We start from the raw sequence: 21430 nt of genomic DNA, 5'->3' as shown, positions 1-21430 counted from the left end.
AATTACTATTTTTCCCGCCAAAGCAGGTCGTTAATGAACGTTGCAGGGAAGTTGCAAATAACGATTATTGAATCCCCTTGATCGCAAACAAGAAGTCTGCGTCGAGGTGGTTGCGACCACGTACCCCGATTGCGCTGAAAGCCTGTCAAGGTGCCGCTGCAAATGTCGGGTCTCATAAGACAGGGTGGGCAGGAAAGCCCGCTTGAAGTTAAGTTTTCATAGGGATTTGAAACCTTGTACTTGTATCTCGAGGGGCAGGTCTTCCTGCACCCAATATCCATACAGTCCGCTTGCAGCAAGCCCCCCAGCGCGGCTGGCGAGCACTTGCGCCGGCAATCGGCAACATTTCCGTCGCCCGTCTTCAAACATTCCAACAGCGCGATGTCCATCCGGGATTTCCCGGTGCCGGTCGTGCGCACCTTGCCCGTTTTCCGGCAGATGGCCGGGGGCTCGTTCACTTTCGGCTCGCCTGTACGGCCGGGGTGACAGGCACTTTCGCTATTCAAGGTTCGGTCCTGCTTCTTTAAAACCACGCACTTCGTGGCGGACCGGTACTGCATTTGATTTGAAACGTACGCAGCCATTTCAGACTTTGCGTTGAGGTTTTTTGACCTCCTTAAGCCTACGGCATTAGTCGGGAATTATTGATTTTCATATCGGGCCAAAAGGTTTTTACCCATGAGCCAGATACAGATCGGGCCTGTGGTTTTTGGTGCGGCGGAATAATGACGTCAAGGATCTTCGACAAGTTTGTGAAGTCGACGGATAAGTATTTGAGCGTTCGGAATCGCTCATTTCAGGCCTGGCAAGAGGGGCCTGGTGGTGAAGGTGTAATTCTCGGATTCCGATGAAAGATCGTTGGAAGTTCTGAATTCGCATTCGCTGTAGTGGATAAGCAAGCACATTTAACGTGAAGTTTTCATAAGGATTTGAAACTGTGTACTCAAATGCCATTGATCCGGAACGCCTGCGGCTTCAGACCGAAAAACACGCACAGGACACGTCCACGACATCGAACGGTCGGGTTTTCCTGAGCGGACAGCAGGCGCTCGTGAAGTTGCTCCTGTCCCAGTCCACGCTGGATCGCGCCAACGGCCTGCATACCGCCGGATTCGTCAGCGGCTACCGCGGTTCGCCGCTGGGGGGCGTGGACCGGGAGTTGATGAAAGCCAGGGACGTCCTGGAAAACGCGGATATCCGCTTCCTGCCCGCCATCAACGAAGACCTCGCAGCCACGGCACTGATCGGGACCCAGCGCGTCGAGACCGATCCGAATAAACGCTACGACGGTGTCTTCGGCCTGTGGTACGGCAAAGGTCCGGGCGTCGACCGTTCGGGGGACGCGATCAAGCACGGCAACTTCTACGGATCGTCGCCCACAGGGGGTGTTCTGGTGGTCACCGGCGACGACCATGGTTGCGTATCGTCGTCGATGTCCCATCAGTCCGACCGCACCCTGATGGCCTGGGGATTGCCGGTGATTCACCCCGCCGGCCTCGCCGACTACGAGCGCTGTGGCCTGTGGGGCTGGGCGCTGTCACGGGTGTCCGGGCTGTGGGTCGGTTTCAAGGCCATCACCGAGACGGTCGAGGCCACCACTTCCGTCGAGTCGATTGCGTTGCCCCGGTTCGTCACCCCCGAGATCGATCCGGGGCCGGACGGCCTGCACTGGCGCTGGCCCGACCTGCCGGGCATGCAGATCGAGCGGCGGGTGCCCTACAAGTTCGGCGCTGCCCGTGCCTTCGCGGTGGCCAATCCGATCGACGTGGCCGTGACGGCACCGACGCAACCGAGGCTGGTGATCGGTGCAGTCGGCAAGGCTTATGGCGATGTGCGCCAGGCCTTGCAGCAGGGCGGGGTTTCGCTCGAACAACTGGAAAGCGCCGGTGTGGCGTTGCTGAAGATCAATCTGGTTTACCCGCTGTCACCGGTACTGGAAGCCTGGGCGAAACGGACCGATCAGGTACTGATCGTCGAAGAGAAACAGGCCATCGTCGAAGAGCAGCTCAAGCAAGCGCTTTATAACGCCGAAACCGGGCAGCGTGCGGTCATCCTCGGCAAGCGTGACGAGCGTGGTGCGCCGTTGATTTCGGATCACGAAGAACTGCGGCCATCGCGCCTGGCGCCATTGCTTCAGGCACGACTGCAAGGCCTGGGCATTACCTTGAGCGTGCCCGAGTACTGGTATCTGCCCGCTGTCGCTCGGGCTCACGACTGGGTCCGCCGTACGCCTTACCTGTGTTCGGGGTGCCCGCACAACACCTCCACCCGTGTGCCGGAAGGCAGCGAGGCGCGGCTGGGTATCGGTTGCCACGCGATGGCTGCGCGCATGCCTGAACGCTCCACCAGCGGCAGCGTGCAGATGGGCGGAGAAGGGGTCGACTGGCTGGGTCAGGCACCTTTTGTCGAAACGCCGCACATTTTCCAGAACATCGGCGACGGGACGTTTTTCCATTCCGGTTATCTGGCCATCCGTCAGGCCATTGCGGCCGGCGCGACCATCACCTACAAGTTGCTGCACAACGATGCGGTGGCCATGACCGGCGGACAGCCCATCGACGGCAAGCTGACGGTGAAGAAAGCCGTTGAACTGATGAAAGCCGAAGGTGCCCATCGGGTCGTGGTGGTGGCGGATGATCCGCAACGATTCGAAGCCCCCGGTAGCCTGCCGCAGGGCGTCGAGCTGTTCCACCGTGAGCGCCTGGAAGAGGTTCAGCGACAGTTGCGCGAGACCCGTGGTGTCAGCGTGCTGGTGTTCGATCAGGTCTGCGCCATCGAGGGACGTCGGCGCAAGAAGCAGTTGCCGGTGCCTGCCGTGAAAACCGAAGTGGTGATCAACGAAGCGGTGTGTGAAGGCTGCGGGGACTGCCAGGTCAAGTCCAATTGTCTGTCCGTGACGCCGGTGGCGACGCCGTTCGGCACCAAGCGCCGGATCGACCCCCACGGCTGCAACACCGATCTGTCCTGCATCAAGGGCTTCTGCCCGAGCTTCGTCACAGTGACCGGAAAGCCGCGCACACAACGCCGTCGGCAGGCCGACAGCCGCCAGGTGCTGGCGCGTGCCGAGGCGCTCGCATTGCCGTCTTCGCGTTCGCTCGACAACCCGTATGAAATGCTGCTGGCGGGTATCGGCGGCACCGGTATCGTGACGGTGGCACGCACGGTCGCTTTGGCTGCCCATCTGGACGGCCGGGCGGTCAGCGTGCTCGATTTCACCGGGTTTGCCCAGAAGGGCGGATCGGTGCTCAGCCATGTGCGGCTGGCCAATTCAGCTGACGTGCTGCATCAGCACCGCATCGATCTGGGCGGTGCCGACTTGTTGCTGGCGGCCGATCTGGTGGTTGCCAGCGAAGACGATGCACTGTCGACGCTGCGCGCGGACAAAACGGTGGTCATTGCCAACACCGCCCAGACCCAGACCGGGGCCATGCTGCGCAACCCTGAATTGCGCATCGAAACCGCAGCGATTCAAGGGTTCCTCAAGCAACGGGTCGGCGCCGAGCACTACCACGCGCTGGATGCGGCACAACTGGCGAACACCCTTGTCGATCCGATGCAGGCCAACATGCTGTTGCTGGGTTACGCCTGGCAGCGCGGGACTGTGCCGGTATCGCTTGAGGCGCTGAAAGAGGCCATCGATCAGGCCGGCAGCGCCGCGGCCAACCACCTGGCATTCGCCTGGGGTCGGCTGTGGGCGCAGGAGCCGGCCTTCGTCATGCCGTATCTCGACCCGGCCAGCAATGACGTGTCGCCGGTGTCGATCATCGATTTCAGCGGCCCGCGCGAACGCATCGAACGGCTGGTGGAAACCCGCAGTGAGTTCCTGACCCACTATCAGAATGCGGCTTACGCAGCCCGCTACCGCAATGTGATCGACAAGTTGCGGTCGATGCCGGCGGTCGGCGATCACAGTCCGCTCACCGAGGCCGTGGCGCGCAACCTGTTCAAGCTGATGGCCTACAAGGATGAATACGAAGTTGCGCGGCTGCTCACCGACAGTCGCTTTATGGCATCGCTCAAGGCCCGCTTCGAAAGTGGCGTTCGGCTCAAGTTCCACTTTGCGTTGCCCTTGATGCGCAACCGCAAGGGCAGCAACGGCGAGCCGAAGAAAGTCGCGATCTCCGGTTGGGTGTTGCCTGTGTTGAAGATGCTGGCCAAGGGGCGCGTGTTGCGTCACACCCGCTTCGACCCTCTGGGCTGGTCCGCCGAACGGCGTGAGGAGCGGCGCCTGCTGCTCGACTACGAACAGACCCTGCAACGCCTGCTGCCGAACCTGAATGCGGAAAACCTGCCGTTGTTCGTGGCGTGGGCAAATCTGCCGGACTCGATTCGCGGCTATGGCCACGTCAAGGAGCGGTCGATCGCCGCGGCCCGGCAGCGGGAAAAGGACCTGATCGTGCAGATCGTGGCGGGCACCCACAGCCTGTCGACGGCGCCTGTCGTCGAGACGTGGCAACCGCATTCGGACGTTGCCCCGCAGGCTCGCAAAGACGCAGCCCATGACGTCGAGCAGGCCTCGTAGCCGACGCCAATTCATCCGCCTTCAAGACACCAACGACCAGAATGAGTGGACACATGACCAACGAAAGCATTTCACCGGATCTTTTGCACAAAGGCTCGGCCGACGACGTACTGATCTGCGCCCCCCGCATCGCGCTGCCGCTGCAAATGGACGAAGCGGTTCTGCAGGCCGCCGACCAAGACGTGCTGGCGCGCCGGTACAGCGGCGGCAGCGGCTCCCGGCGAACCTTTGAGCTGTCGCCCGAGGTGCAGAAAAAGAGCCGCATCGGTGGCATCGAAGCCGATGACGAATGGGGCCGGGTGAGGGCGCTGCCCTATCAGATCGTCACCCCGGTTCTGCTTCAGGACCCGGCCGCCGAGGCCAGCCCGGAGCAGACCGTGGCGGCCGCGTGCGAGTCGCTTCCGGCCAGCCGCCGTGCCAGTTCGTTCCGCTTCATCAACAACGCCGACAATTACTTTTTCTACCGCAAGTCCCATGAGCATGTGCCTGGCACCATGTTCATCGAAGCGGCGCGCCAGGCGGTGTATCACCATCTCTATCACCACACCGGCCATGCGCGGGGTGACGTGACCGTCAGCGTCAATGAGCTGAATGCAAGCTTCTTCGCCTATGCGGAGCTGATGTATCCGATCGAACTGGTGGTCGACAACATGACCCCGACCGACAGCGCATCGCCCAGGAAAATCTTCTTCCGGGTGGCGTTCTATCAACGGCAGACCCTGTTCGCCACCATCGACACCAAAGCCACGATCATCGACATCCGACTGTTCGAGAAAACCCGGAACATCTTCATTCAGGCCAGCGACTGGTTCGCGCCGATCCACGCATCGAAGCTGGCGTGCAGCATCAGTGATGGCCAGGGTCGCAAGGCCGAGGTGGAACTGTTGGGCCTGGGCAAGAGCGGTTGCGTGACGACGTTGCCCGACCTTGAGGTTGTCGACTCGGCCACGTTGCACCTCAGCCATGAGGGCAAATTCGAATTCTCGGGTGCGATCCGCCGCAGCGGGCATGGCCGGCACGCATCGTGGGAATTTCCGACGTTGGGGTTCGACGACCTGCAGACCTTGAGCGACATGATCAAGCGTGGCTTCGTCTGCCTGGATGAATCGGCCCTGGCAGCGCTGCGGGCATGAACGGCGACAAGCCGATGCCGGCCACCGGCAAGCTGCATCTGGGCCCGCAGGCCGTGGCGAAAAACCGGATGTACTTTTCGTCGCTGGGCATGGACTTGTGTGACGAACAGGGCTTCCCTCGTCCGGCGTTCTTTGCGGTCTACCGCTCGTTGATGGAGGGCGGCGCCGGTTTCGGTTTTCTGGGCAATGCCAGTGTGGACGCCGACGCACGCTACAACAGTCGCGGCCTGAAACTGACGTCGCCGGCTCACGCCGAGGCGCTGCGTCCGCTGTTCGAGGCCGCCCGGCAGCGAGACTTTCCGCTGGGCGTGCAACTGCAGCACTACGGCCCGCAGTCGATGCCGTCGGAGCAGGGCGTCATCCTCACCCCGAGCGGCATCGCGTCCGCCTCGGTTCTCAAGGCCTATCCTCAGGCGCGGGCGGTGGCGATGTCGCACGCGCAGATCCTGCGCTGCGTCGATCAATTCTCCAGCGCCGCCCGGCTCGCGGAAGAGGCCGGAGCTGCGCTGATCCAGATCCAGGCATCGAACGGCTATCTGGTCAGCAGCTTCCTGTCGCCGCGCACCAACCACCGCGAGGATGAATGGGGTGGCAGTCCGCTCGAACGGGCGCGATTGCTGCTGTCCATCATCGAAGGTATCCGCCAGGCCACCGGCGACCGGGTGCCGGTCACGGTGCGCCTGGGCATCGACGACGGGCTGGGCGAGGCGGGGCAGCGTGCAAGTCTGCTGGGTGAAGTCATGGTCGCGCTGGAGGCCGCCGGGGTCGCGGCCATCACCTGTTCCACGGGCGTCAGCGAAACCTTCCCGTTCTTTTTCAGGAACAAGGAACAGGCGCTGGCCCTGTCCCGTGCCGGCTGCCGCTACCTCAAGGGTTTCGTACGGATCCCGGTGGGCTTCACCGGCTCGGTGAGCGATGTGGCGCAAGCCAATGAAATCATCGGTTGCGGCGATGCCGATTTCGTCGGTTTCGGCCGGGCGATGCTGGCCGACAACCATTTCATCGCCAAGGAACTCGCGGGCCGGGCCGAGCGGGTCAACCGTTGCCGGGGCGATGCGTTCTGTTTCCGTGACAAGAAGGATCCCATGGCCGAGCGGGTGTACTGCTGCGTCAACCCTGACTACCGCCGGCCGGACAAACTGCAACAGCACTATGAGGAAAGCCTGAAATGAACTTCACCGGAAAAATCGCCCTGGTCGTCGGGGGCACGCGCGGCATCGGTTTCAACGTCAGCCAGAAGCTGATCGAAGCCGGCTGCATCTGCTACATCACCGGTCGTAACGAGGACGACGGTCTGACCGCGCAAAGCCGACTTGGCGATCGCTGCACGTTCATCAAGAGCGACGTCACGGACGAAGCGTCGGTGGCCGAGCTGTTCAGGACCATCGAAGCACGTCACGGGCGACTCGACCTGGCGGTGAACAATGCCGGCGTCACTTCGAAACACGCACCGATCCGTGACATGGATTTCGCCGACTGGAAACGCGTACTGGAGATCAACCTGCTGGGGCCGCTGCTGTTGCTCAAGCACCAGACGAACCTGATCTCGAAACACCCGGGCGGCTCGATCGTCAACGTGTCCTCCTGTGCCGGCCTGCTGGGCGTTGCCCGCCAGAGCGCCTATTCCACCAGCAAGGCAGCGCTGAACATGCTGACCCAGGTATGCGCCATCGAATGCGCAGAGTCGGCTTTGCCGGAGCGTCATCCGATTCGCGTCAACGCGGTGTGCCCGGGCCCGACCATGGGCGGCATGAACTCGCAAGAGCGTCTGGACGCCAATCCGGAGTCCACCAGGCACAAGCTGTCGGTCACGGTGATGAAACGGTTCGCCGACCCGAGTGAAATTTCGGCGGCGATCCTGTGGCTGCTCAGCGACGCCTCGTCGTTCGTCACCGGCACCGTGATGCCGGTGGACGGTGGCTTCTCGGCCGGGAAATTCTGATGGGCAGCACAGAACGTAACCTGCCTCCTGCGTCGGGCAAACGGGTATTCATCACCGGTGTGAGCAGCGGCATCGGCGAAGCGCTGGCCGAACTGCATCTACGGCATGGCTACACCGTGTTCGGCACGTCCAGACGGGAACCTTACCGCTTCATGACGCACCCGAACTTCCGGTTCCGGCCATTGGATCTGTCGAAAACGGCGGACATCGGTGAGCTGTTCAAGGGACCGTTCGCCGAGATTCCTGGCCGGGGCGTCGATGTGCTGTTTCTCAATGCCGGGGTCAGCGGCAACGTGCCGGCCCGGGGCGAGGAGTTCTCGCTGGCGGAGGTGCAGCATGTGCTCAACGTCAACGTGCTGGCGAACAAGGCCATTCTGGATCTGATCCTGACCTCGCCCCATCGTCCGGCCACCTGTGTGCTGTCGGCGTCGATGGCCGGCGTGCGGTTTCGGGCAGGCACGCTGACCTACAGCCTGTCGAAGGCGGCGCTGGCGGCACTGGGCGGTGTTTACGCCGAAGAGAACCCGGACATCTTCTTTGCCGTGCTGGGTCTGTGCAATGTCGACACCGGGCTGTCGCGGCAGGTGAGCTTCAGCCAGAGGACCGCCGACTTTCCGGATCTGCAGGCCCTGCAACAGCGAGCCCTGGCCCCCGGTTACATGATCTCCGCCGCCCAGCGTGCCGAAGACATCCGCGAGGTGATCGGCTCACCCGCCGACTACGGCGTGAAAAGCGGCGTGTTCGTGGACATGAGAACCGTGCTGACCCGTCAGGCGAAAGCGAGCGAAGCGCTGCCGCAAACCTGACGAAACCCTGGACGCACCCCCAATAAAGGAATGTTGGAATGCTCAACGAAGTCAAAACCCTGGTCGAATCCGCCGTGCGGCAACAGGATCTGTTGCTGAGCGAACCCATCGACCTGTCCCGTGGCGAAGACAGCCCGCTGTATGGCGTCGAAGGCACCATCGACTCCATGACCCTGGTCTCGATCATCGTCGACACCGAAGAAAAGATCCGTCACCGATTCGGCGCTGAAGTGCACCTGGCCGACACCTCACACTTGCCTGCGACCGCTACGCCGTTCGCGACACTCGGCACCCTGTGTGCCTACGTCATGGACCGTCTGACGTCTGCAGTGGCAGGGGCCGAAGCACAGGCGATCTGACTCAACGGCCGCCGCCGTCGGGCGGCATCTTTTTCGAGAGGTGGACATGCAAGTCGAAACGTTTCTGAATCATCTGAGGACCGGCGCGGACAGGCCGGCGATCGTCAGCGACGAAGGTCGCTTTACCTATGCCGAACTGTGTCGGCAGATCGATGTCTATGCCGAGACGCTCGCGGCGCAATCGGTCAGCGATTGCTGTGTGCTGCTGGTCGACAACTACAGCTTCAACAGCGTCTGCCTGCTGTTCGCGTTGTGGCGGCGCAACAACGTCGTGGCATTGTCGGTGCCCAAAAGCGCGGAACAGCTTGCCAACCTGGCGAACGCCGCTGGCGCGCGATTCACCGTGACGGGCAACGGGTCGCAGGGGTTCTCGGTGCTGGCGAACGATAACGCCGCGCTGCCGTCGACCGTCGAGGGCCTGGTGTCGCGCCGGCAGGCCGGTTTCATTGTGTTCTCGTCCGGCTCGACCGGGCCGGCCAAGGGCGTGGTGCACGAAGTCGCCCCGTTCTTCGAGCGCTACCTGAAGGCTGAACAGTGCGGCGCGATTCTGGCGTTCCTGCTGTTCGATCACATTGGTGGACTGGTCACCGTGCTGCAGGCGCTGGCCACTCACGGGACGCTGGTGCTGCCCAACGAGCGCTCGCCTCAGGAGGTCGGTCGCTGCATCGAAACGTTCAAGGTACAAACGCTGCACGTGTCGCCGACGCTGTTGAACCTGGCGACGATCACCGGCGTGTTCCAGACCTGGGACACCTGCAGCCTGCAACGCATCTATTACGGCTCGGAACCGAGCTCGTCCGAAGCCATTCAACGCATCGCCCGCACATTGCCGCAGGTGCGCCTGAACCAGTTGTACGGCATGTCGGAAATCGGTGTGTTGCCCTGTCGCGGGCTGGACGGCGACAGCGCCTGGATGACCGTCGACGATCCGGCCTACAGCCTGCGAGTGGTCGACGGCATTCTGCAGGTGCGCGGGGCGACCAACATGCTCGGCTATCTCACCGGCCCGGGTGAACTGTCCGACGACGGCTACCTGATCACCCAGGATCTGGCGGAAGAACGCGACGGGTACTTCAGGGTCAGCGGCCGGGCGGTCGATGTGATCAACGTCGGTGGCAAAAAGGTGTTTCCGTCCCATGTGGAAAGCGTGTTGATGGGCATCGACAACGTGTCCGACGTCGTCGTGTACGGGCAGCCCAACCCGCTGCTGGGCCAGATCGTGGCCGCGCGTTTCACCTTGGTCGAACCAGAGACACTGGAGGTGTTCAAGCCCCGGCTCTACGCAGCGATCCGTGACGTGCTGGCAGCGGAGCAGTTGCCTCGGCTGATTTCCGTCAGCGACACGCCGCTGTTCACCAGCCGCTTCAAGAAAATGCGCCATCCCGGCGTCCTCAGCGGGTCGTAAGACCTGCTCACCACGTTATAAGGAAATGACAACATGGCCGTACTCGAAACAATGCGCGCAAGCATCGCTGAAATCCTGACCCTGCCGCTGGACGAGCTGAAGGGCGATTTCCGGCTGGAGAACAGCGACTACTGGGATTCGATGGCCAGGATCGGCATCGTCGCTCTGGTGTTCGAATCCACCGGCGTGACCGTATCGGGCGAGGAGATGGACCGAATCGTGACGGTGCAGGACATCTTCGATCTGGTCACCCTGAAAATGAAGGAATCGGCATGACCCTGCACAGTCTTTCCGGAGTGGCCGTCCGTGCGGTCACGTCCGCGATGCCCGAGCGGCGTGTGGTGCTGGATGACTTCGCCGAGCTGTTCGGCGCCAAGGAAGTGGCCCGCATCGCCAAAAGCACCGGCATCGAATCGATCAGGGAAGCCGGATCGCTGAACACCTCCGATCTGGTGATCGCCGCATGCCGCCACCTGTTGGATCAGGACGGCTGCGCGGCGCAGGAAATCGACGGGCTGATCGTCGTGACCCAGACGCCCGACTCGTGGGTGCCGGGCGTCGGTTTTCTGGTTCAGCAGGCGCTCGGGCTGCCACAGCACTGCCTGATCCTGAACGTCTCCGCCGGGTGTTCGGGGTACGTCAGCGCGCTGGTTCAGGCCGGCGCGCTGATCTCGGCCGGTGCCTGCAAAAAGGTATTGCTGTGCACCGGCGATGTGACCACCAAGCTGCTGGACGGGCGCGACCGGCATGTGAAGATGCTGTTCGGCGATGCGGCTTCCGCCACGTTGCTGGAGGCGGGCGAGGGTTCGTTCGAATTCCTGTGCGGCGCCGACGGCAGCGGTCGCGAAGCGCTGGAGTCCGACATCGCCTACAGCGGTGAAGGCGCCAGCCACACCCGTGCCTCGATCCAGCGTCTGCACATGGACGGGACGGCGGTGATGAACTTTGCGCTGAACCGCGTACCGCAGACCGTCAAGGCCTTGCTCGACGCCACGGGGCTGACTCCGGCGTCGCTGGATTTGCTGGTGCTGCACCAGGCGAACGGGTTCATGCTCAACTACCTGCGCCGCATGATCGGCGTGGCGCCGGAGAAGATGCCGGTCGACATCGACGATGTCGGCAACACCAGCTCCACGTCGATTCCGATTGTCCTGTCCCGCCACAGTGCCGTCGGTACTGCGCAGGCAGAGCATGTCGTGCTGTGCGGGTTTGGCGCCGGTCTGTCCTGGGGCGCGTTGAAGCTCGACCTGCGGCGTACGCTGGCCGTGCCGCCGTGCTACGTGCCTGAAAAGACTGCGCAGGCGGCACAAGCCGACGAGCGTCTGGAGGCCTGACGAGCAATCATTGCCAAGCTTTCGGGGATGCCTGCCGGTATCCTCGAAGGCATTCGGTTCTCGCCATCGAATGACAAGGAATGCCACGGTATGTCAGGGATATTCTGGAAAACACTCGGGATTCTGGGTGACAAGAGCGTTGCGCACGGGATCTCGCCGTCACCGTTTCTTGCGCGATTCAACTTCTACGAAATGCATCAGTCGGGCACGATCGCGGCGCAGCCCGATGCCATCATCGCCGCCGTGTGCGCCCTGGACATGCGAGCGGACCGGGTGGCCGATGCCTTGCTGACCCTGCGCGAACTGCCGGCGAAGCTCATCAGAATCATCGGCAATCGACCAACGCCGGCGCCTGCGCCGTTCGGTTTTGACGCGTTCACCTTGCTGCGGCGCACTGACCACGAAGTGTCCCTCGGGCTGGCGGGGCGTTTCTGGCGCCCGGATCTGGACCCCTGCCATGTGGCCGATGCAGCGGCGTTCATGGCGCTGGACGATCCCCGCGTCGCCAGACTGGTGTTGCGCTTTCAAGTCATCGAGCAGCCGGACGGCTTGCGCACGCTGCGCACCGAAACGTTCGTGTCATGCCCCAACACCCGGACCCGATGGTTGTTCACACCGTATTGGCTGGTGATCCGTCTGGCCAGCGGCTGGATTCGGCGGCGGACCCTGACGACGATTCAACGGCAATTTCAGGTGCAAGCTCGATAGCCGCCGGGTTCGAGGGAGAAGCGAGGCCTGTAACAATTTGCATCAATTGGTTACATTGATAGCCTCAGCGAATCAATTTCCCGCGAGTCTGCCATGGCCATCAACTTCGACCTCAACGACCTGCAAGCCTTTCGCGCCGTGGTCGAGCAGGGCAGTTTCCGCAAGGCCGCCGATACCGTACGCATCTCGCAACCGGCTCTGAGCCGGCGCATCGAAAAGCTCGAAGACGCGCTCGGCGTGAAGCTGTTCGAGCGCACCACACGCAAGGTCAGCCTGACCCAGGCCGGACGCGGCTTCATGCCCAGTGTCGAGCGTTTGCTGGACGATCTTGACGTGGCGTTGCTCGGCATCAGCGAAGTCGCCTCGAACCGTCAGGGCCATGTCACCGTCGCCTGTGTACCGTCGGCGGCGTACTACTTCATGCCGCGAGTGGTGGCGCGCTATCACCGGCAGTTTCCGCGCATCAAGGTCAAAGTCCTCGACTCCAGCGCCCACGACGTGCTGACGGCGGTGGTCAACGGCGAAGCAGATTTCGGCTTGAGTTTCATGGGCACCCAGGATGCGGGCGTGGATTTCGAGCCGCTGGTGCAGGAAAGCTATGTGGTCGCCTGTCGCCGTGATCATCCGCTGGCCGGTCGCAGCAGCGTGACCTGGGACGAGTTCTACCGACAGGATTACATCTCGCTGGACAAGACTTCCGGCAACCGCTTTTTGCTCGATCAGGCGCTGGCGAAAGTGGTGCCGCAACGGCCGAGCATCTGCGAAACCCTGCACGTGACGACGATGATCGGTCTGGTGGAGGCGGGACTGGGGGTGGCGGCGGTGCCATTGATGGCGATGCCGGCGGCGGATCATCCGATCCTGACTCGGGTGCCGTTGACCGATCCGCAAGTGATGCGCAGCGTCGGCATCATCAAGCGCCGGGGTCGCACCCTGACCCCGGCGGCACTGGAACTGGAGCGGCTGGTGGTGGAAATGAAAATCCAGCCGCCTGACGTCACCGCTTGACCGAATCCAGCCCGGTAGTCTGCACGTCGGCCTGGGCGGCAGGTGCCGCGAGGTAGGCGAGCAACGCCCTGGCTTCCTGCGGATGCTGCGCACCCACCGGAATGCCCGCCGCAAAACGCGTTACCGACTGCACCGACTCCGGAATCTTCGCCACAAAGCTCACCCCCGGCACTGGCAGCAGCTCGCTGACTTGCTGGAAGCCCAGTTGATAGTCGCCGGTAGCGACCACCGAGCCCACCGGGATTTTCGGGATCATCTTCGCCTTCGGTTTCAGCTGATCTTCGATGCCCAGTTTTTTGAACAACTGCTGCTCGATGTACACGCCGCTGGCGCTGTCGGAGTAGGCCACCGATTTTGCATCCAGCAGGGTTTTCTTCAGGGCATCGACATTGCTGATGTCCGGTTTCGGCGCACCTTCGCGCACTACCAGGCCGATTCGCGAATCTGCCAGTTCAACCCGCGACGCCGGGTCGACCTTGCCTTGTTTGATCAGATCATCGAGGGCGTAGCCGACCATGATCACCACGTCGGCCTTTTCGCCACGGGCAAGGCGATTGGGGATTGCCTCCGGTGCCTTGCCCATCGACGGGCCGAGTTGGGTGTCCAGCGTGTTGCCGGTGGCGGCGGCGAATTTCGGCCCCAGGATCTTGTAGGCCGCGGTGAAACCGCCGGAGGTCATCACTCGCAGTTCTTCGGCCTGGGCCGTAACGTTGAATGCAAGAGCGGCGAGCAGGGCGGTAACGGTAAACAGTTTTTTCATGGTGATGTTCTCAGGCTGTAACAGGTTGCAGACGACCGCCCGCACGGCGATACAGATAAAGCGTCGCACCCAGTGCGCAGAGCGCGCCGATGCTCATCCAGTAACCCGGCGCAGCCTTGTCACCGGTGTACTGAATCAGGAAAGTCGACATTGCCGGGGTGAAGCCGCCAAAGATCGCGGTGGCAAGGCTGTAGGCCAAGGAGAAACCGGCCACACGAACCTCAACCGGCATGATCTCGGTCAGCGCCGGAATCATTGCGCCGTTGTACAGGCCGTAGATGAACGACAGCCACAACAGCGACAGCAGCATGTGACTGAAGCTCGGCGCCTGCACCAGATACGACAGCGCCGGATACGTGGTGGCCAGGGCCAGCAGCGACATGGCGATCAGCACCGGACGCCGCCCGACACGATCGGACAACGCGCCGCCAATCGGCAGCCAGAAAAAGTTGGAGACGCCCACCAGCAGAGTCACCAGCAACGCATCGGATGTGCTCAGGTGCAGCACGGTTTTGCCGAAGGTCGGCGCGTAAACCGTGATCAGGTAGAACGCGGTGGTGGTCAGGGCAACCATCAACATCCCGCCCAACACCACGCCCCAGTTCTGGCCGAGGGTGCGGAACACTTCTTTCATGCTCGGGCGATGTTTGCGGGCGGCGAACTCTTCGGTCTCTGCCAGTTTGCGCCGCAGGATGAAGATGAACGGCACGATCATGCAGCCGACGAAGAACGGAATGCGCCAGCCCCAATCGGCGACAGCTTGCGGCGCCATCCATTGGTTCAAGCCATAACCCAGTGCCGCGGCGACGACGATTGCCACCTGCTGGCTGGCCGACTGCCAGGCGGTGAAGAAGCCTTTGCGACCGGGCGTGGCAATCTCCGAGAGATACACCGAAACCCCGCCCAGTTCCGCACCGGCAGAGAAGCCTTGCAGCAGCCGGCCGATCAACACCAGCGCCGGGGCAAACAGGCCGATGGTTTCGTATCCGGGCACCAGCACGATCAGGATCGTGCCGCTGGCCATGATCGACAGGGTCACGATCAGACCTTTGCGACGACCCACGTCGTCGATGTACGCGCCGAGCACAATGGCTCCCAACGGACGCATCAAAAAGCCTGCGCCGAACACCGCGAACGTCATCATCAGGGAAGCGAACTCGCTGCTCGCCGGAAAGAACACCGCCGCGATCTGCGTGGCGTAGAAGCCGAACAGAAAGAAGTCGAACTGTTCGAGGAAGTTGCCCGAGGTGACCCGGAAAATGGCGCCGGCCCGCGAGCCGCCGTGTGGGATTGAGGCTGTCATAGAAAAATACTCCACCGCTTTTATGACGTGCGCGACGGGGAGGCGGCGCACGGTTCTTATTGGGGCGGATAGTGGCGCGCAGGGATCGATTTGTTAATTGCATAGTTGGCATGGATTGATGCGCGGGGTGGATCAATGGTGGCGTGTGGGAGCTGGCTTGCCAGCGATAGCAGCCTGATCGACGACTACAATCTCCCGGCCAGTGCGTGCAAAAAAAACAAGGAATGATTCCAGAACCCCGCAGTCGGAGTTCAGGTATCACACATCTGAAGGAGGTTCACCGATGAACAACAAGACCCTGATCGCCAGTCTGGCCCTCGTCGCCGGCATCGCCGGGATCACACCGCTCGTTCAAGCGGCGCAACCCTCGACCGACACCGTCGAACGCTCGCCCACCGACGGCCGCGAACTGAAGGTCAACGACCGCGCCCCGGACGTCTATCAGCGCAGCGAAAAAGCCATCAAGAACTGGAAACAGAAAGGCCTCAAGCAACCCGATCCGCAGGCGCAGTGGGTGCAGATGAATGACAAGTACGTGATGGTGAAGATTACCAACGGGACGATTGTGGATATCAAGCCGGTGGAGCGTTAGGCCGCCAGCAACAATTGGCCATGGACGGTTGATTGCATTCGGGCGCCGTTCGGGTAAAACGCGAGGGGCGTTTCGAGTGACTGGATGTCAGGAGCAATTCGTTGGAAAAGAAACCCCTCTACCGCAAAGTAAACACCACGGCCCATAACGTCTGGCGCAACAACCCGGGCGGGCATTATCGGCATCAACGAAACACCAAGGCTGAAATCCACAGCGAGGCTACACGTGGCTCGATGCATGGCATCAAGCATCATGGCTACGATTACACCCCGTTGTTCCGGTTTCTTTTGTCGCGTGTCGGCGGCAACTGGGACGAGATTTTCAGTGAGGCGGTGTCGCGGCTGGATCGGCAGGAGCCGGTGTTCTGGATGGTTGCTGTGCTTGAAAGTGACCGTAAGGAAATAGTGCGACACGGGGAGTCGAGTTTCTTCAATGGTTTGTATGTCGATGAACAGAAGCGCCTGCAAATCGTCAATCCCAATCTCAAGGCAGAGGATATGACGCCCAACTGCCAGTGCTGCACGCATACCTTCAACGGTGTTGTATTCGGTACACCTGAACGCTGAGAGTCAGTCCACGCGGCTGTGGCTCAACGCCTGTCCGCCACCCAACCGATACTGATTGTTCCCGCTGCGCTTGGCCTCGTACATCGCCAGATCCGCAATGTGCAGCAGGCGGTCCATGGTCGGCGCGTGGTCGGGGAACACGGCGACGCCGAGGCTGGTGCCGATGTGGCGTTGGTCATTGCCGATGGTGATCGGCGGGGACAGTTCGATGAAGATTTTCTGACAGATGCTGCGCGCTTCGTCCTGCAGGTTCAGGCCGGGGGCCAGGCCTTGGAGGACGACCACGAATTCGTCGCCACCGATGCGGGCGACGGTGTCGCTGACCCGCAGGATGCGTTTCAGACGAGTGGCGGTAGTGATCAAAACGCGGTCGCCGGCGGCATGGCCGTAGCGGTCGTTGATACTTTTGAAACCGTTGAGATCGACAAACACCAGCGCCACCCGCGTCTCGGTGGCGCGGGCATTTTCCAGTGCTTGCGAGAGGCGTTCTTCGAGTACCAGCCGATTCGGCAGACCGGTCAGCGGATCGAAATGCGCCAGGTGCTGAAGGTAACTGGCCGAGGCTTTTTCTTCGGTGATGTCGCGCACCACGCCCATCATCTTGATCACCGCATCATGATCGTTTTTCACGATATTGCCGGTTTCCCGCAGCCAGCGAATCGTGCCGTCGCGCCAGACCACGCGGTATTCCTCGTCGTGGTTTTCACCGGTTTCCAGGCAGCGCAATTCCCCGGCGCGCACCTTGGCCCGGTCGTCCGGGTGGACGCAGGAACAGAACAGGGCGTAGGAGGGCGTCACTTCGCCGATCTTGAAGCCGAACATGCCGAAGATTGCGTCGGACCAATAGAGTCGATCCGTGTCGACTTCCCAATCCCAGGTACCGATCCGGGCAAAATACTGGCTGCGCTTGAAGCGTTCGGCATCGCCATCCTGGCGGATGTTCTGACCTTCGGCGGCGCGGGTGAGCAGTTCGCGGTATTCGGCAAGCTGCCGGCGCAGGGCACGCTCGCGACGAATCAACATGGCGATCACGACCATCAGCACAACGACAACGGCAAAGCCGATCCAGAGTTGAGTCATTCAAGCATCGCTGACATGGCGTATCGATTCGGGATGGGTGGCGGGTGGCCATCATCCATCACAGCCAACACGGGGTCAAACGGTTGCCAAGGGCCGGCATTTCTGGGAAAACGGCGGCCAGCGCAACAATAGAGTGAAAGTCATGAATGATGAACTGCAGATAATCGATCTTCAGCCCGGCGACGGAAAAGCCGCCGTCAAAGGCGCATTGATCACCACCCAATACACCGGTTGGCTGGAAGACGGCACCGAGTTCGATTCGTCCTGGAGCCGGGGCAAACCGTTCCAGTGCGTGATCGGCACGGGCCGGGTAATCAAGGGTTGGGATCAAGGGATCATGGGCATGCAGGTTGGCGGTAAGCGCAAGCTGTTGGTGCCGGCGCATCTGGGGTATGGCGAGCGGACGATGGGCAAGATTCCGCCGAATTCGAATCTGGTGTTCGAGATTGAGTTGCTGGAGGTTTTGACGCGGGAGGATTGAAGCTCGCGGGACGAGGGCGTTGTGAGGAGGGAAGCCCCTGATCACAACGTCCGGAATGCGACGCTTGGTGAGTCAGGTGAATGCCTCAATATCGTCAAGTGTGTCTTCGATCACGCCTTCCAGCGAGGGGAATCTTGTCTTGACTTCTTCCAGGGCTGAGAAGGCGTCATCTTTGTTCAGCTCGCCGTGCCTGCGAGCGATGTGGCCGAGAGCGGTAATGGCGGAGGAGACTACGGCTTCATTACTGCTGGTGAAATACTTCAAGCAAGTCTGTTGGGCCCAAATCCTGTCTTCTTCATTGAGGCCTATAGAAATCAGAGCCTGGATAACGTCTGTGTCAGTGCGGCTTTGAAGAAGTCTCACTGTTTCATCATGGCTAATAGACGGGTCTTTATAGGACAAGCTCACTTCTTGGCTCCCAAAATGTTGCCTTTGTTGTCCGCTTTCTTGGCTTTGATTAGCGCGTTTTTCATGTCCTGATGGAGTTTGTCCCAAGTTCTGACATGTCCATGGTAAACATCGCCCCCTGTGCGATCAAAGACGACGAACTCGCTGGTATCTGGATCGACACCAATTCTGCGTGGTGATGTAGGTTTTACCTGAATTGAATTCTCCAAGGTTTCCTGACCATTGGCAGGGCCTTTGCTCTTTACAGGAGTGTCTGCCTTTCCATGATAACTGGCAGCATCAAACTCCAACGCCAAGACAATATAGAGAGGCTTGATACCGGAGTCGGCCGGAAACACAAGGATGAAATCCTCGTACTCTGGCGGATAAAGCGGACTGACGATGATCTTGTCTGCTTGCTCGGTCGGCGGATAAATCCAGATCGTCGGTGTTTGCGGGGCACCTTCCAGCGGTGGGATACCCGAGGTGCTGGATGGATCGACGGCCGGCGTCCAGGTCAACGTGACGCCATTGCCAAAGTCAGCCACCTGTCGAGAGCCTTGAGCAACGAATTGCACGACCGGAATCATTTCCCAGTCAGGGCGCTTCTGAGTGTTGTACCCGTACCCTTTGAGACTGCCATCGGCCTGTTGCTCTACATGCAGCCGGATACGTGTTCGGCCCTCCTTCAGTGATCTGAGCTGTTCTTCGGTATAGAGCGAACTGTCCCCCAGATTCGATGGCCACAGAAGTGCAACCATTCCCGCCAATACACCGCCTGCAACGCCGCCGGTGACTGCGCCAACACTGGAAGTGGCGCTTGCGCCGGCGCCAGCAAAAGCGGGACTACCCAAAACAAGCGTGCCCAGTGCGGACGGCCAATTGGCACCGCTGATTTTTTTGAGGGGAATGTTTCCCGACACATCTCTTTCGTGCCCCCCAAGCAGTGAAAACGCTCCAAAGTCGGCCAGCCTTTCGACAGGAATAAACCCTGCCGGGCTTTCATGGTTGATGACGCCATCGGGAAGGTTGCAGCTTTTGGCAAATACACAACCTACGGCGCTGAGTTGACTCTGTCGTGGCGTCTGCCGAACAAAACGATTTTCATAGGCTTGTTGTCTGGCCAGCATATCGTCGTATTTCTTTTGTCTGGCATCCTGCTCTGCAAGTTCGGTAGCAGTCATGAAGCGGGTAGTGATGTGGTGCCCGTCACCTGACGGCGGATTTTGAATCCGGGGGAGGAGTGTTTTTCGAGGCATGAGCGTCCTTGTTTCATCTTTTCAAAGCGTGGAGGACGCTATCTGAACGAGAGTTTGAAAGATGTAGGACGCTTCTGAAGCTCGGATGGTTGTTACAAAAAAGCACTCTCGATAATGCCCATGGGACACCAGCCTTGTGATTGTAAAAACCAAACCCGCTGATTCCTTTTACGGAGACAGCGGGTTTTTCTTGCCTTTTTACCTGAGGCGTTACGCAGCCATCGCCATCTCATCCAGCGTTGCGGCAACCGTGCTGGTCAGGCTCGGAAATCTGCGCTTTACGCTTTGAAGTGCCGGCAGGATTCGATCCCGGTCCAGATTGCCATGGTCGCGGGCGAGCTGGACCAGGGCCTCGAGGGCGGCGGTGACGATGGATTTTCTTTCGCTCTCGAGCAGGAGCAGGCAGGCCTTTTGCGCCCATTGGCCGTCTCGCTCGTTGAGGCCGATGGAGATCAGGGCGGCGACGACGTGTGCATCGGATTTGCTTTCCATGGGTGTTCCTCAGGTCGTGGCATCGAGTGTGTCCAGCGCGCGGGTCACGGCCAGTTCGCCGAACATCACCACTTGGGCGATGCCCAGGACGGTACTGCGGTAGGGCGGGTCCAGCAGCGCGGCGAAGTCGCTGAGCATCACGCTGGCCGAGGTCATTGATTCGCAGGCGTGGGCCAGCAGGGCATGCTGATCGATGTGGGGAGCAACGAGGAACATGCGGTCGGGGCAGTGTTTTTTCGCAGCGGTGGGTTTCAGGTAATGGTCGAGGGCGCGCTCGGCGGCTTCGTGGAGTTTTTTTGGGTCGGTTGTGGAGTACGGAGAGGTTGGGTCGGAATCGGACTGGATGTCTGTTTCCGGAGGATTGGGTGTTGGTTTGATCATTTGCTTAGAACCTTTCAATTGAGGCTTACACCGTCATTTGCGACTAAACAAATCAGGTGGCAGCTATGCGCAGGTTAGTCGACCGGTGGTTCTAAGCTTTCCCGGCGCACCCGAAGGTGCCCTGCGCACAGCTACCATTAAGTGCAGGCGTAGAAATGCCTGACAGAAATGACTCTGTGCAGCTTAAAACCTACCGAGCGACTAAACCCGTTCACTGACCATTCAGTGATGCGAATCAAGTTACGGGCAGGCTCCAAACCGCACAAGCCGGCGGATTCTGGCGCAGTTGTAGGCAAAGGCGCAAGGCGATGTAGCCTCGCGGATGGCGGCAAAATGATGCGTCATTTTTCAGTCCGTCTTCGCGAGCAGGCTCGCTCCCACAGGGTTTTGCGTCGGCTTGTCAGTTGTGCCGTCTCGCGCATTTCTGCTTTGTGATACCAAATGTCAGATAAGCCAATTCAAGCTTGATTTATATCGGTTTCGATATAGTCTGCTGTATGTGATCGCTGCCATTCCTTGCAACACACCGCTGCGACACGATTTCGTCCGGGCTATTACGCTTTTCCTTCCAACACAGGAGAAGCCAATGCCAAGACACAAGGACGTGGTATTTGTCGGGAATGCGCTCAAGGATCTGAGAGCTTTTCCCCTCGATGCTCGCAGAGCTGCAGGATTCCAACTGGACCTGTTGCAACAGGGTGACGAACCCTTTGACTGGCGCCCCGTGAAAACAGTCGGGCGGGGCGTCAATGAAATCAGAATCACCGAGGATTCAGGGGCGTTTCGAGTGTTTTATGTGGTCAACCGGCCTGACGCGATTTATGTGCTGCACGCCCTGCAAAAGACCACCCGCAAAACCGAAGCGCGAGACATAGAACTGGCACGCGCCAGATACCAGGAAATAGGTTGAAC

The 21430-nt window shown here is 60.6% G+C and carries 22 protein-coding genes; 15 read left to right on the top strand and 7 right to left on the bottom strand.

Annotated features, from left to right (window positions below; all coding sequences use genetic code 11):
- The first annotated feature begins 937 nt into the window (after positions 1-937).
- The 11 genes from NWV16_RS17050 (at position 938) to NWV16_RS17000 (ending at position 13217) form a co-directional block, all read left to right on the top strand.
- The gene (locus NWV16_RS17050) at positions 938-4522 is read left to right on the top strand and encodes an indolepyruvate ferredoxin oxidoreductase family protein (protein ID WP_260520006.1); all 3585 of its coding nucleotides are present in this window, start codon (positions 938-940) and stop codon (positions 4520-4522) included.
- A gap of 53 nt (positions 4523-4575) precedes the next feature.
- A complete protein-coding gene (locus tag NWV16_RS17045) occupies positions 4576-5655 on the top strand; it encodes an AfsA-related hotdog domain-containing protein (RefSeq protein ID WP_260520005.1) in 1080 nt (359 codons plus the stop codon).
- Complete coding sequence (locus NWV16_RS17040; RefSeq protein WP_260520004.1) at positions 5652-6827, top strand: NADH:flavin oxidoreductase; 1176 nt, start codon at positions 5652-5654, stop codon at positions 6825-6827. Before NWV16_RS17045 ends, NWV16_RS17040 begins: the two co-directional genes overlap by 4 nt.
- On the top strand, positions 6824-7597 hold the full coding sequence (locus NWV16_RS17035; protein WP_260520003.1) for an SDR family NAD(P)-dependent oxidoreductase: 774 nt from the start codon (positions 6824-6826) through the stop codon (positions 7595-7597). The genes NWV16_RS17040 and NWV16_RS17035 overlap by 4 nt, the downstream gene beginning before the upstream one ends.
- Positions 7597-8403: an SDR family oxidoreductase gene (locus tag NWV16_RS17030; RefSeq protein ID WP_260520002.1), complete on the top strand. Its 807-nt coding sequence runs from the start codon at positions 7597-7599 to the stop codon at positions 8401-8403. Before NWV16_RS17035 ends, NWV16_RS17030 begins: the two co-directional genes overlap by 1 nt.
- Before the next feature lie 38 nt (positions 8404-8441).
- Entirely contained in the window at positions 8442-8762 is a 321-nt protein-coding gene (locus NWV16_RS17025) for a hypothetical protein (protein ID WP_260520001.1), read from the top strand.
- Positions 8763-8808: 46 nt separating this feature from the next.
- Positions 8809-10167, top strand: coding sequence for a fatty acid--CoA ligase family protein (locus tag NWV16_RS17020; protein ID WP_260520000.1), 1359 nt, complete (start codon positions 8809-8811; stop codon positions 10165-10167).
- 33 nt (positions 10168-10200) lie between these two features.
- Entirely contained in the window at positions 10201-10443 is a 243-nt protein-coding gene (locus NWV16_RS17015) for an acyl carrier protein (RefSeq protein ID WP_065258420.1), read from the top strand.
- Positions 10440-11501: a 3-oxoacyl-ACP synthase III family protein gene (locus NWV16_RS17010; protein ID WP_260519999.1), complete on the top strand. Its 1062-nt coding sequence runs from the start codon at positions 10440-10442 to the stop codon at positions 11499-11501. Before NWV16_RS17015 ends, NWV16_RS17010 begins: the two co-directional genes overlap by 4 nt.
- Before the next feature lie 90 nt (positions 11502-11591).
- The gene (locus tag NWV16_RS17005) at positions 11592-12209 is read left to right on the top strand and encodes a hypothetical protein (RefSeq protein WP_260519998.1); all 618 of its coding nucleotides are present in this window, start codon (positions 11592-11594) and stop codon (positions 12207-12209) included.
- Positions 12210-12302: 93 nt separating this feature from the next.
- Positions 12303-13217 (top strand): LysR family transcriptional regulator, encoded by a 915-nt coding sequence (locus NWV16_RS17000; protein WP_260519997.1) that lies wholly within the window; start codon positions 12303-12305, stop codon positions 13215-13217.
- Here the strand turns inward: NWV16_RS17000 and NWV16_RS16995 are convergent.
- A complete protein-coding gene (locus tag NWV16_RS16995; RefSeq protein WP_260519996.1) occupies positions 13207-13977 on the bottom strand; it encodes a substrate-binding domain-containing protein in 771 nt (256 codons plus the stop codon). The two genes, NWV16_RS17000 and NWV16_RS16995, sit on opposite strands and share 11 nt — an antisense overlap.
- 10 nt (positions 13978-13987) lie before the next feature.
- The gene (locus NWV16_RS16990) at positions 13988-15280 is read right to left on the bottom strand and encodes an MFS transporter (protein WP_260519995.1); all 1293 of its coding nucleotides are present in this window, start codon (positions 15278-15280) and stop codon (positions 13988-13990) included.
- Between the two features lie 283 nt (positions 15281-15563).
- On the opposite strand from NWV16_RS16990, the gene NWV16_RS16985 reads away from it, so the two are divergent.
- Entirely contained in the window at positions 15564-15872 is a 309-nt protein-coding gene (locus tag NWV16_RS16985) for an RcnB family protein (RefSeq protein ID WP_260519994.1), read from the top strand.
- 101 nt (positions 15873-15973) lie between these two features.
- Positions 15974-16438, top strand: coding sequence for a hypothetical protein (locus tag NWV16_RS16980; RefSeq protein ID WP_260519993.1), 465 nt, complete (start codon positions 15974-15976; stop codon positions 16436-16438).
- A gap of 3 nt (positions 16439-16441) precedes the next feature.
- Here the strand turns inward: NWV16_RS16980 and NWV16_RS16975 are convergent, their stop codons facing one another.
- Positions 16442-17518: a sensor domain-containing diguanylate cyclase gene (locus NWV16_RS16975; RefSeq protein ID WP_260519992.1), complete on the bottom strand. Its 1077-nt coding sequence runs from the start codon at positions 17516-17518 to the stop codon at positions 16442-16444.
- A gap of 142 nt (positions 17519-17660) precedes the next feature.
- Here NWV16_RS16975 and NWV16_RS16970 point away from each other — a divergent pair, with 142 nt between their 5' ends.
- Positions 17661-17999, top strand: a complete 339-nt coding sequence (locus tag NWV16_RS16970) for an FKBP-type peptidyl-prolyl cis-trans isomerase (protein ID WP_007952931.1) — start codon at positions 17661-17663, stop codon at positions 17997-17999.
- Positions 18000-18071: 72 nt separating this feature from the next.
- Here the strand turns inward: NWV16_RS16970 and NWV16_RS16965 are convergent, their stop codons facing one another.
- The 4 genes from NWV16_RS16965 to NWV16_RS16950 all read right to left on the bottom strand — a co-directional run bounded on the left by NWV16_RS16965 (position 18072) and on the right by NWV16_RS16950 (position 20518).
- Entirely contained in the window at positions 18072-18407 is a 336-nt protein-coding gene (locus tag NWV16_RS16965) for a hypothetical protein (protein WP_260519991.1), read from the bottom strand.
- Complete coding sequence (locus NWV16_RS16960; RefSeq protein ID WP_260519990.1) at positions 18404-19645, bottom strand: S-type pyocin domain-containing protein; 1242 nt, start codon at positions 19643-19645, stop codon at positions 18404-18406. Before NWV16_RS16960 ends, NWV16_RS16965 begins: the two co-directional genes overlap by 4 nt.
- 210 nt (positions 19646-19855) lie before the next feature.
- A complete protein-coding gene (locus tag NWV16_RS16955; RefSeq protein ID WP_260519989.1) occupies positions 19856-20137 on the bottom strand; it encodes a hypothetical protein in 282 nt (93 codons plus the stop codon).
- Between the two features lie 9 nt (positions 20138-20146).
- Complete coding sequence (locus tag NWV16_RS16950; protein WP_260519988.1) at positions 20147-20518, bottom strand: DUF6124 family protein; 372 nt, start codon at positions 20516-20518, stop codon at positions 20147-20149.
- 586 nt (positions 20519-21104) lie between these two features.
- On the opposite strand from NWV16_RS16950, the gene NWV16_RS16945 reads away from it, so the two are divergent.
- Complete coding sequence (locus tag NWV16_RS16945; protein ID WP_260519987.1) at positions 21105-21428, top strand: type II toxin-antitoxin system RelE/ParE family toxin; 324 nt, start codon at positions 21105-21107, stop codon at positions 21426-21428.
- Positions 21429-21430 lie beyond the last annotated feature (2 nt).

This window comes from Pseudomonas sp. BW7P1 (assembly GCF_024981055.1).
Lineage (GTDB): Bacteria > Pseudomonadota > Gammaproteobacteria > Pseudomonadales > Pseudomonadaceae > Aquipseudomonas > Aquipseudomonas bananamidigenes.
This window is presented reverse-complemented; position numbering and strand designations above follow the sequence as displayed.

What these genes read in the sequence shown, in the direction of transcription:
- NWV16_RS17045 (WP_260520005.1), top strand. Translation starts at nt 4,576, where the DNA reads ATGACCAACGAAAGCATTTCACCGGATCTTTTGCACAAAGGCTCGGCC.
- NWV16_RS17040 (WP_260520004.1), top strand. Translation starts at nt 5,652, where the DNA reads ATGAACGGCGACAAGCCGATGCCGGCCACCGGCAAGCTGCATCTGGGC.
- NWV16_RS17035 (WP_260520003.1), top strand. Translation starts at nt 6,824, where the DNA reads ATGAACTTCACCGGAAAAATCGCCCTGGTCGTCGGGGGCACGCGCGGC.
- NWV16_RS17030 (WP_260520002.1), top strand. Translation starts at nt 7,597, where the DNA reads ATGGGCAGCACAGAACGTAACCTGCCTCCTGCGTCGGGCAAACGGGTA.
- NWV16_RS17025 (WP_260520001.1), top strand. Translation starts at nt 8,442, where the DNA reads ATGCTCAACGAAGTCAAAACCCTGGTCGAATCCGCCGTGCGGCAACAG.
- NWV16_RS17020 (WP_260520000.1), top strand. Translation starts at nt 8,809, where the DNA reads ATGCAAGTCGAAACGTTTCTGAATCATCTGAGGACCGGCGCGGACAGG.
- NWV16_RS17015 (WP_065258420.1), top strand. Translation starts at nt 10,201, where the DNA reads ATGGCCGTACTCGAAACAATGCGCGCAAGCATCGCTGAAATCCTGACC.
- NWV16_RS17010 (WP_260519999.1), top strand. Translation starts at nt 10,440, where the DNA reads ATGACCCTGCACAGTCTTTCCGGAGTGGCCGTCCGTGCGGTCACGTCC.
- NWV16_RS17005 (WP_260519998.1), top strand. Translation starts at nt 11,592, where the DNA reads ATGTCAGGGATATTCTGGAAAACACTCGGGATTCTGGGTGACAAGAGC.
- NWV16_RS17000 (WP_260519997.1), top strand. Translation starts at nt 12,303, where the DNA reads ATGGCCATCAACTTCGACCTCAACGACCTGCAAGCCTTTCGCGCCGTG.
- NWV16_RS16995 (WP_260519996.1), bottom strand. Translation starts at nt 13,977, where the DNA reads ATGAAAAAACTGTTTACCGTTACCGCCCTGCTCGCCGCTCTTGCATTC.
- NWV16_RS16990 (WP_260519995.1), bottom strand. Translation starts at nt 15,280, where the DNA reads ATGACAGCCTCAATCCCACACGGCGGCTCGCGGGCCGGCGCCATTTTC.
- NWV16_RS16985 (WP_260519994.1), top strand. Translation starts at nt 15,564, where the DNA reads ATGAACAACAAGACCCTGATCGCCAGTCTGGCCCTCGTCGCCGGCATC.
- NWV16_RS16975 (WP_260519992.1), bottom strand. Translation starts at nt 17,518, where the DNA reads ATGACTCAACTCTGGATCGGCTTTGCCGTTGTCGTTGTGCTGATGGTC.
- NWV16_RS16970 (WP_007952931.1), top strand. Translation starts at nt 17,661, where the DNA reads ATGAATGATGAACTGCAGATAATCGATCTTCAGCCCGGCGACGGAAAA.
- NWV16_RS16960 (WP_260519990.1), bottom strand. Translation starts at nt 19,645, where the DNA reads ATGCCTCGAAAAACACTCCTCCCCCGGATTCAAAATCCGCCGTCAGGT.
- NWV16_RS16955 (WP_260519989.1), bottom strand. Translation starts at nt 20,137, where the DNA reads ATGGAAAGCAAATCCGATGCACACGTCGTCGCCGCCCTGATCTCCATC.
- NWV16_RS16950 (WP_260519988.1), bottom strand. Translation starts at nt 20,518, where the DNA reads ATGATCAAACCAACACCCAATCCTCCGGAAACAGACATCCAGTCCGAT.
- NWV16_RS16945 (WP_260519987.1), top strand. Translation starts at nt 21,105, where the DNA reads ATGCCAAGACACAAGGACGTGGTATTTGTCGGGAATGCGCTCAAGGAT.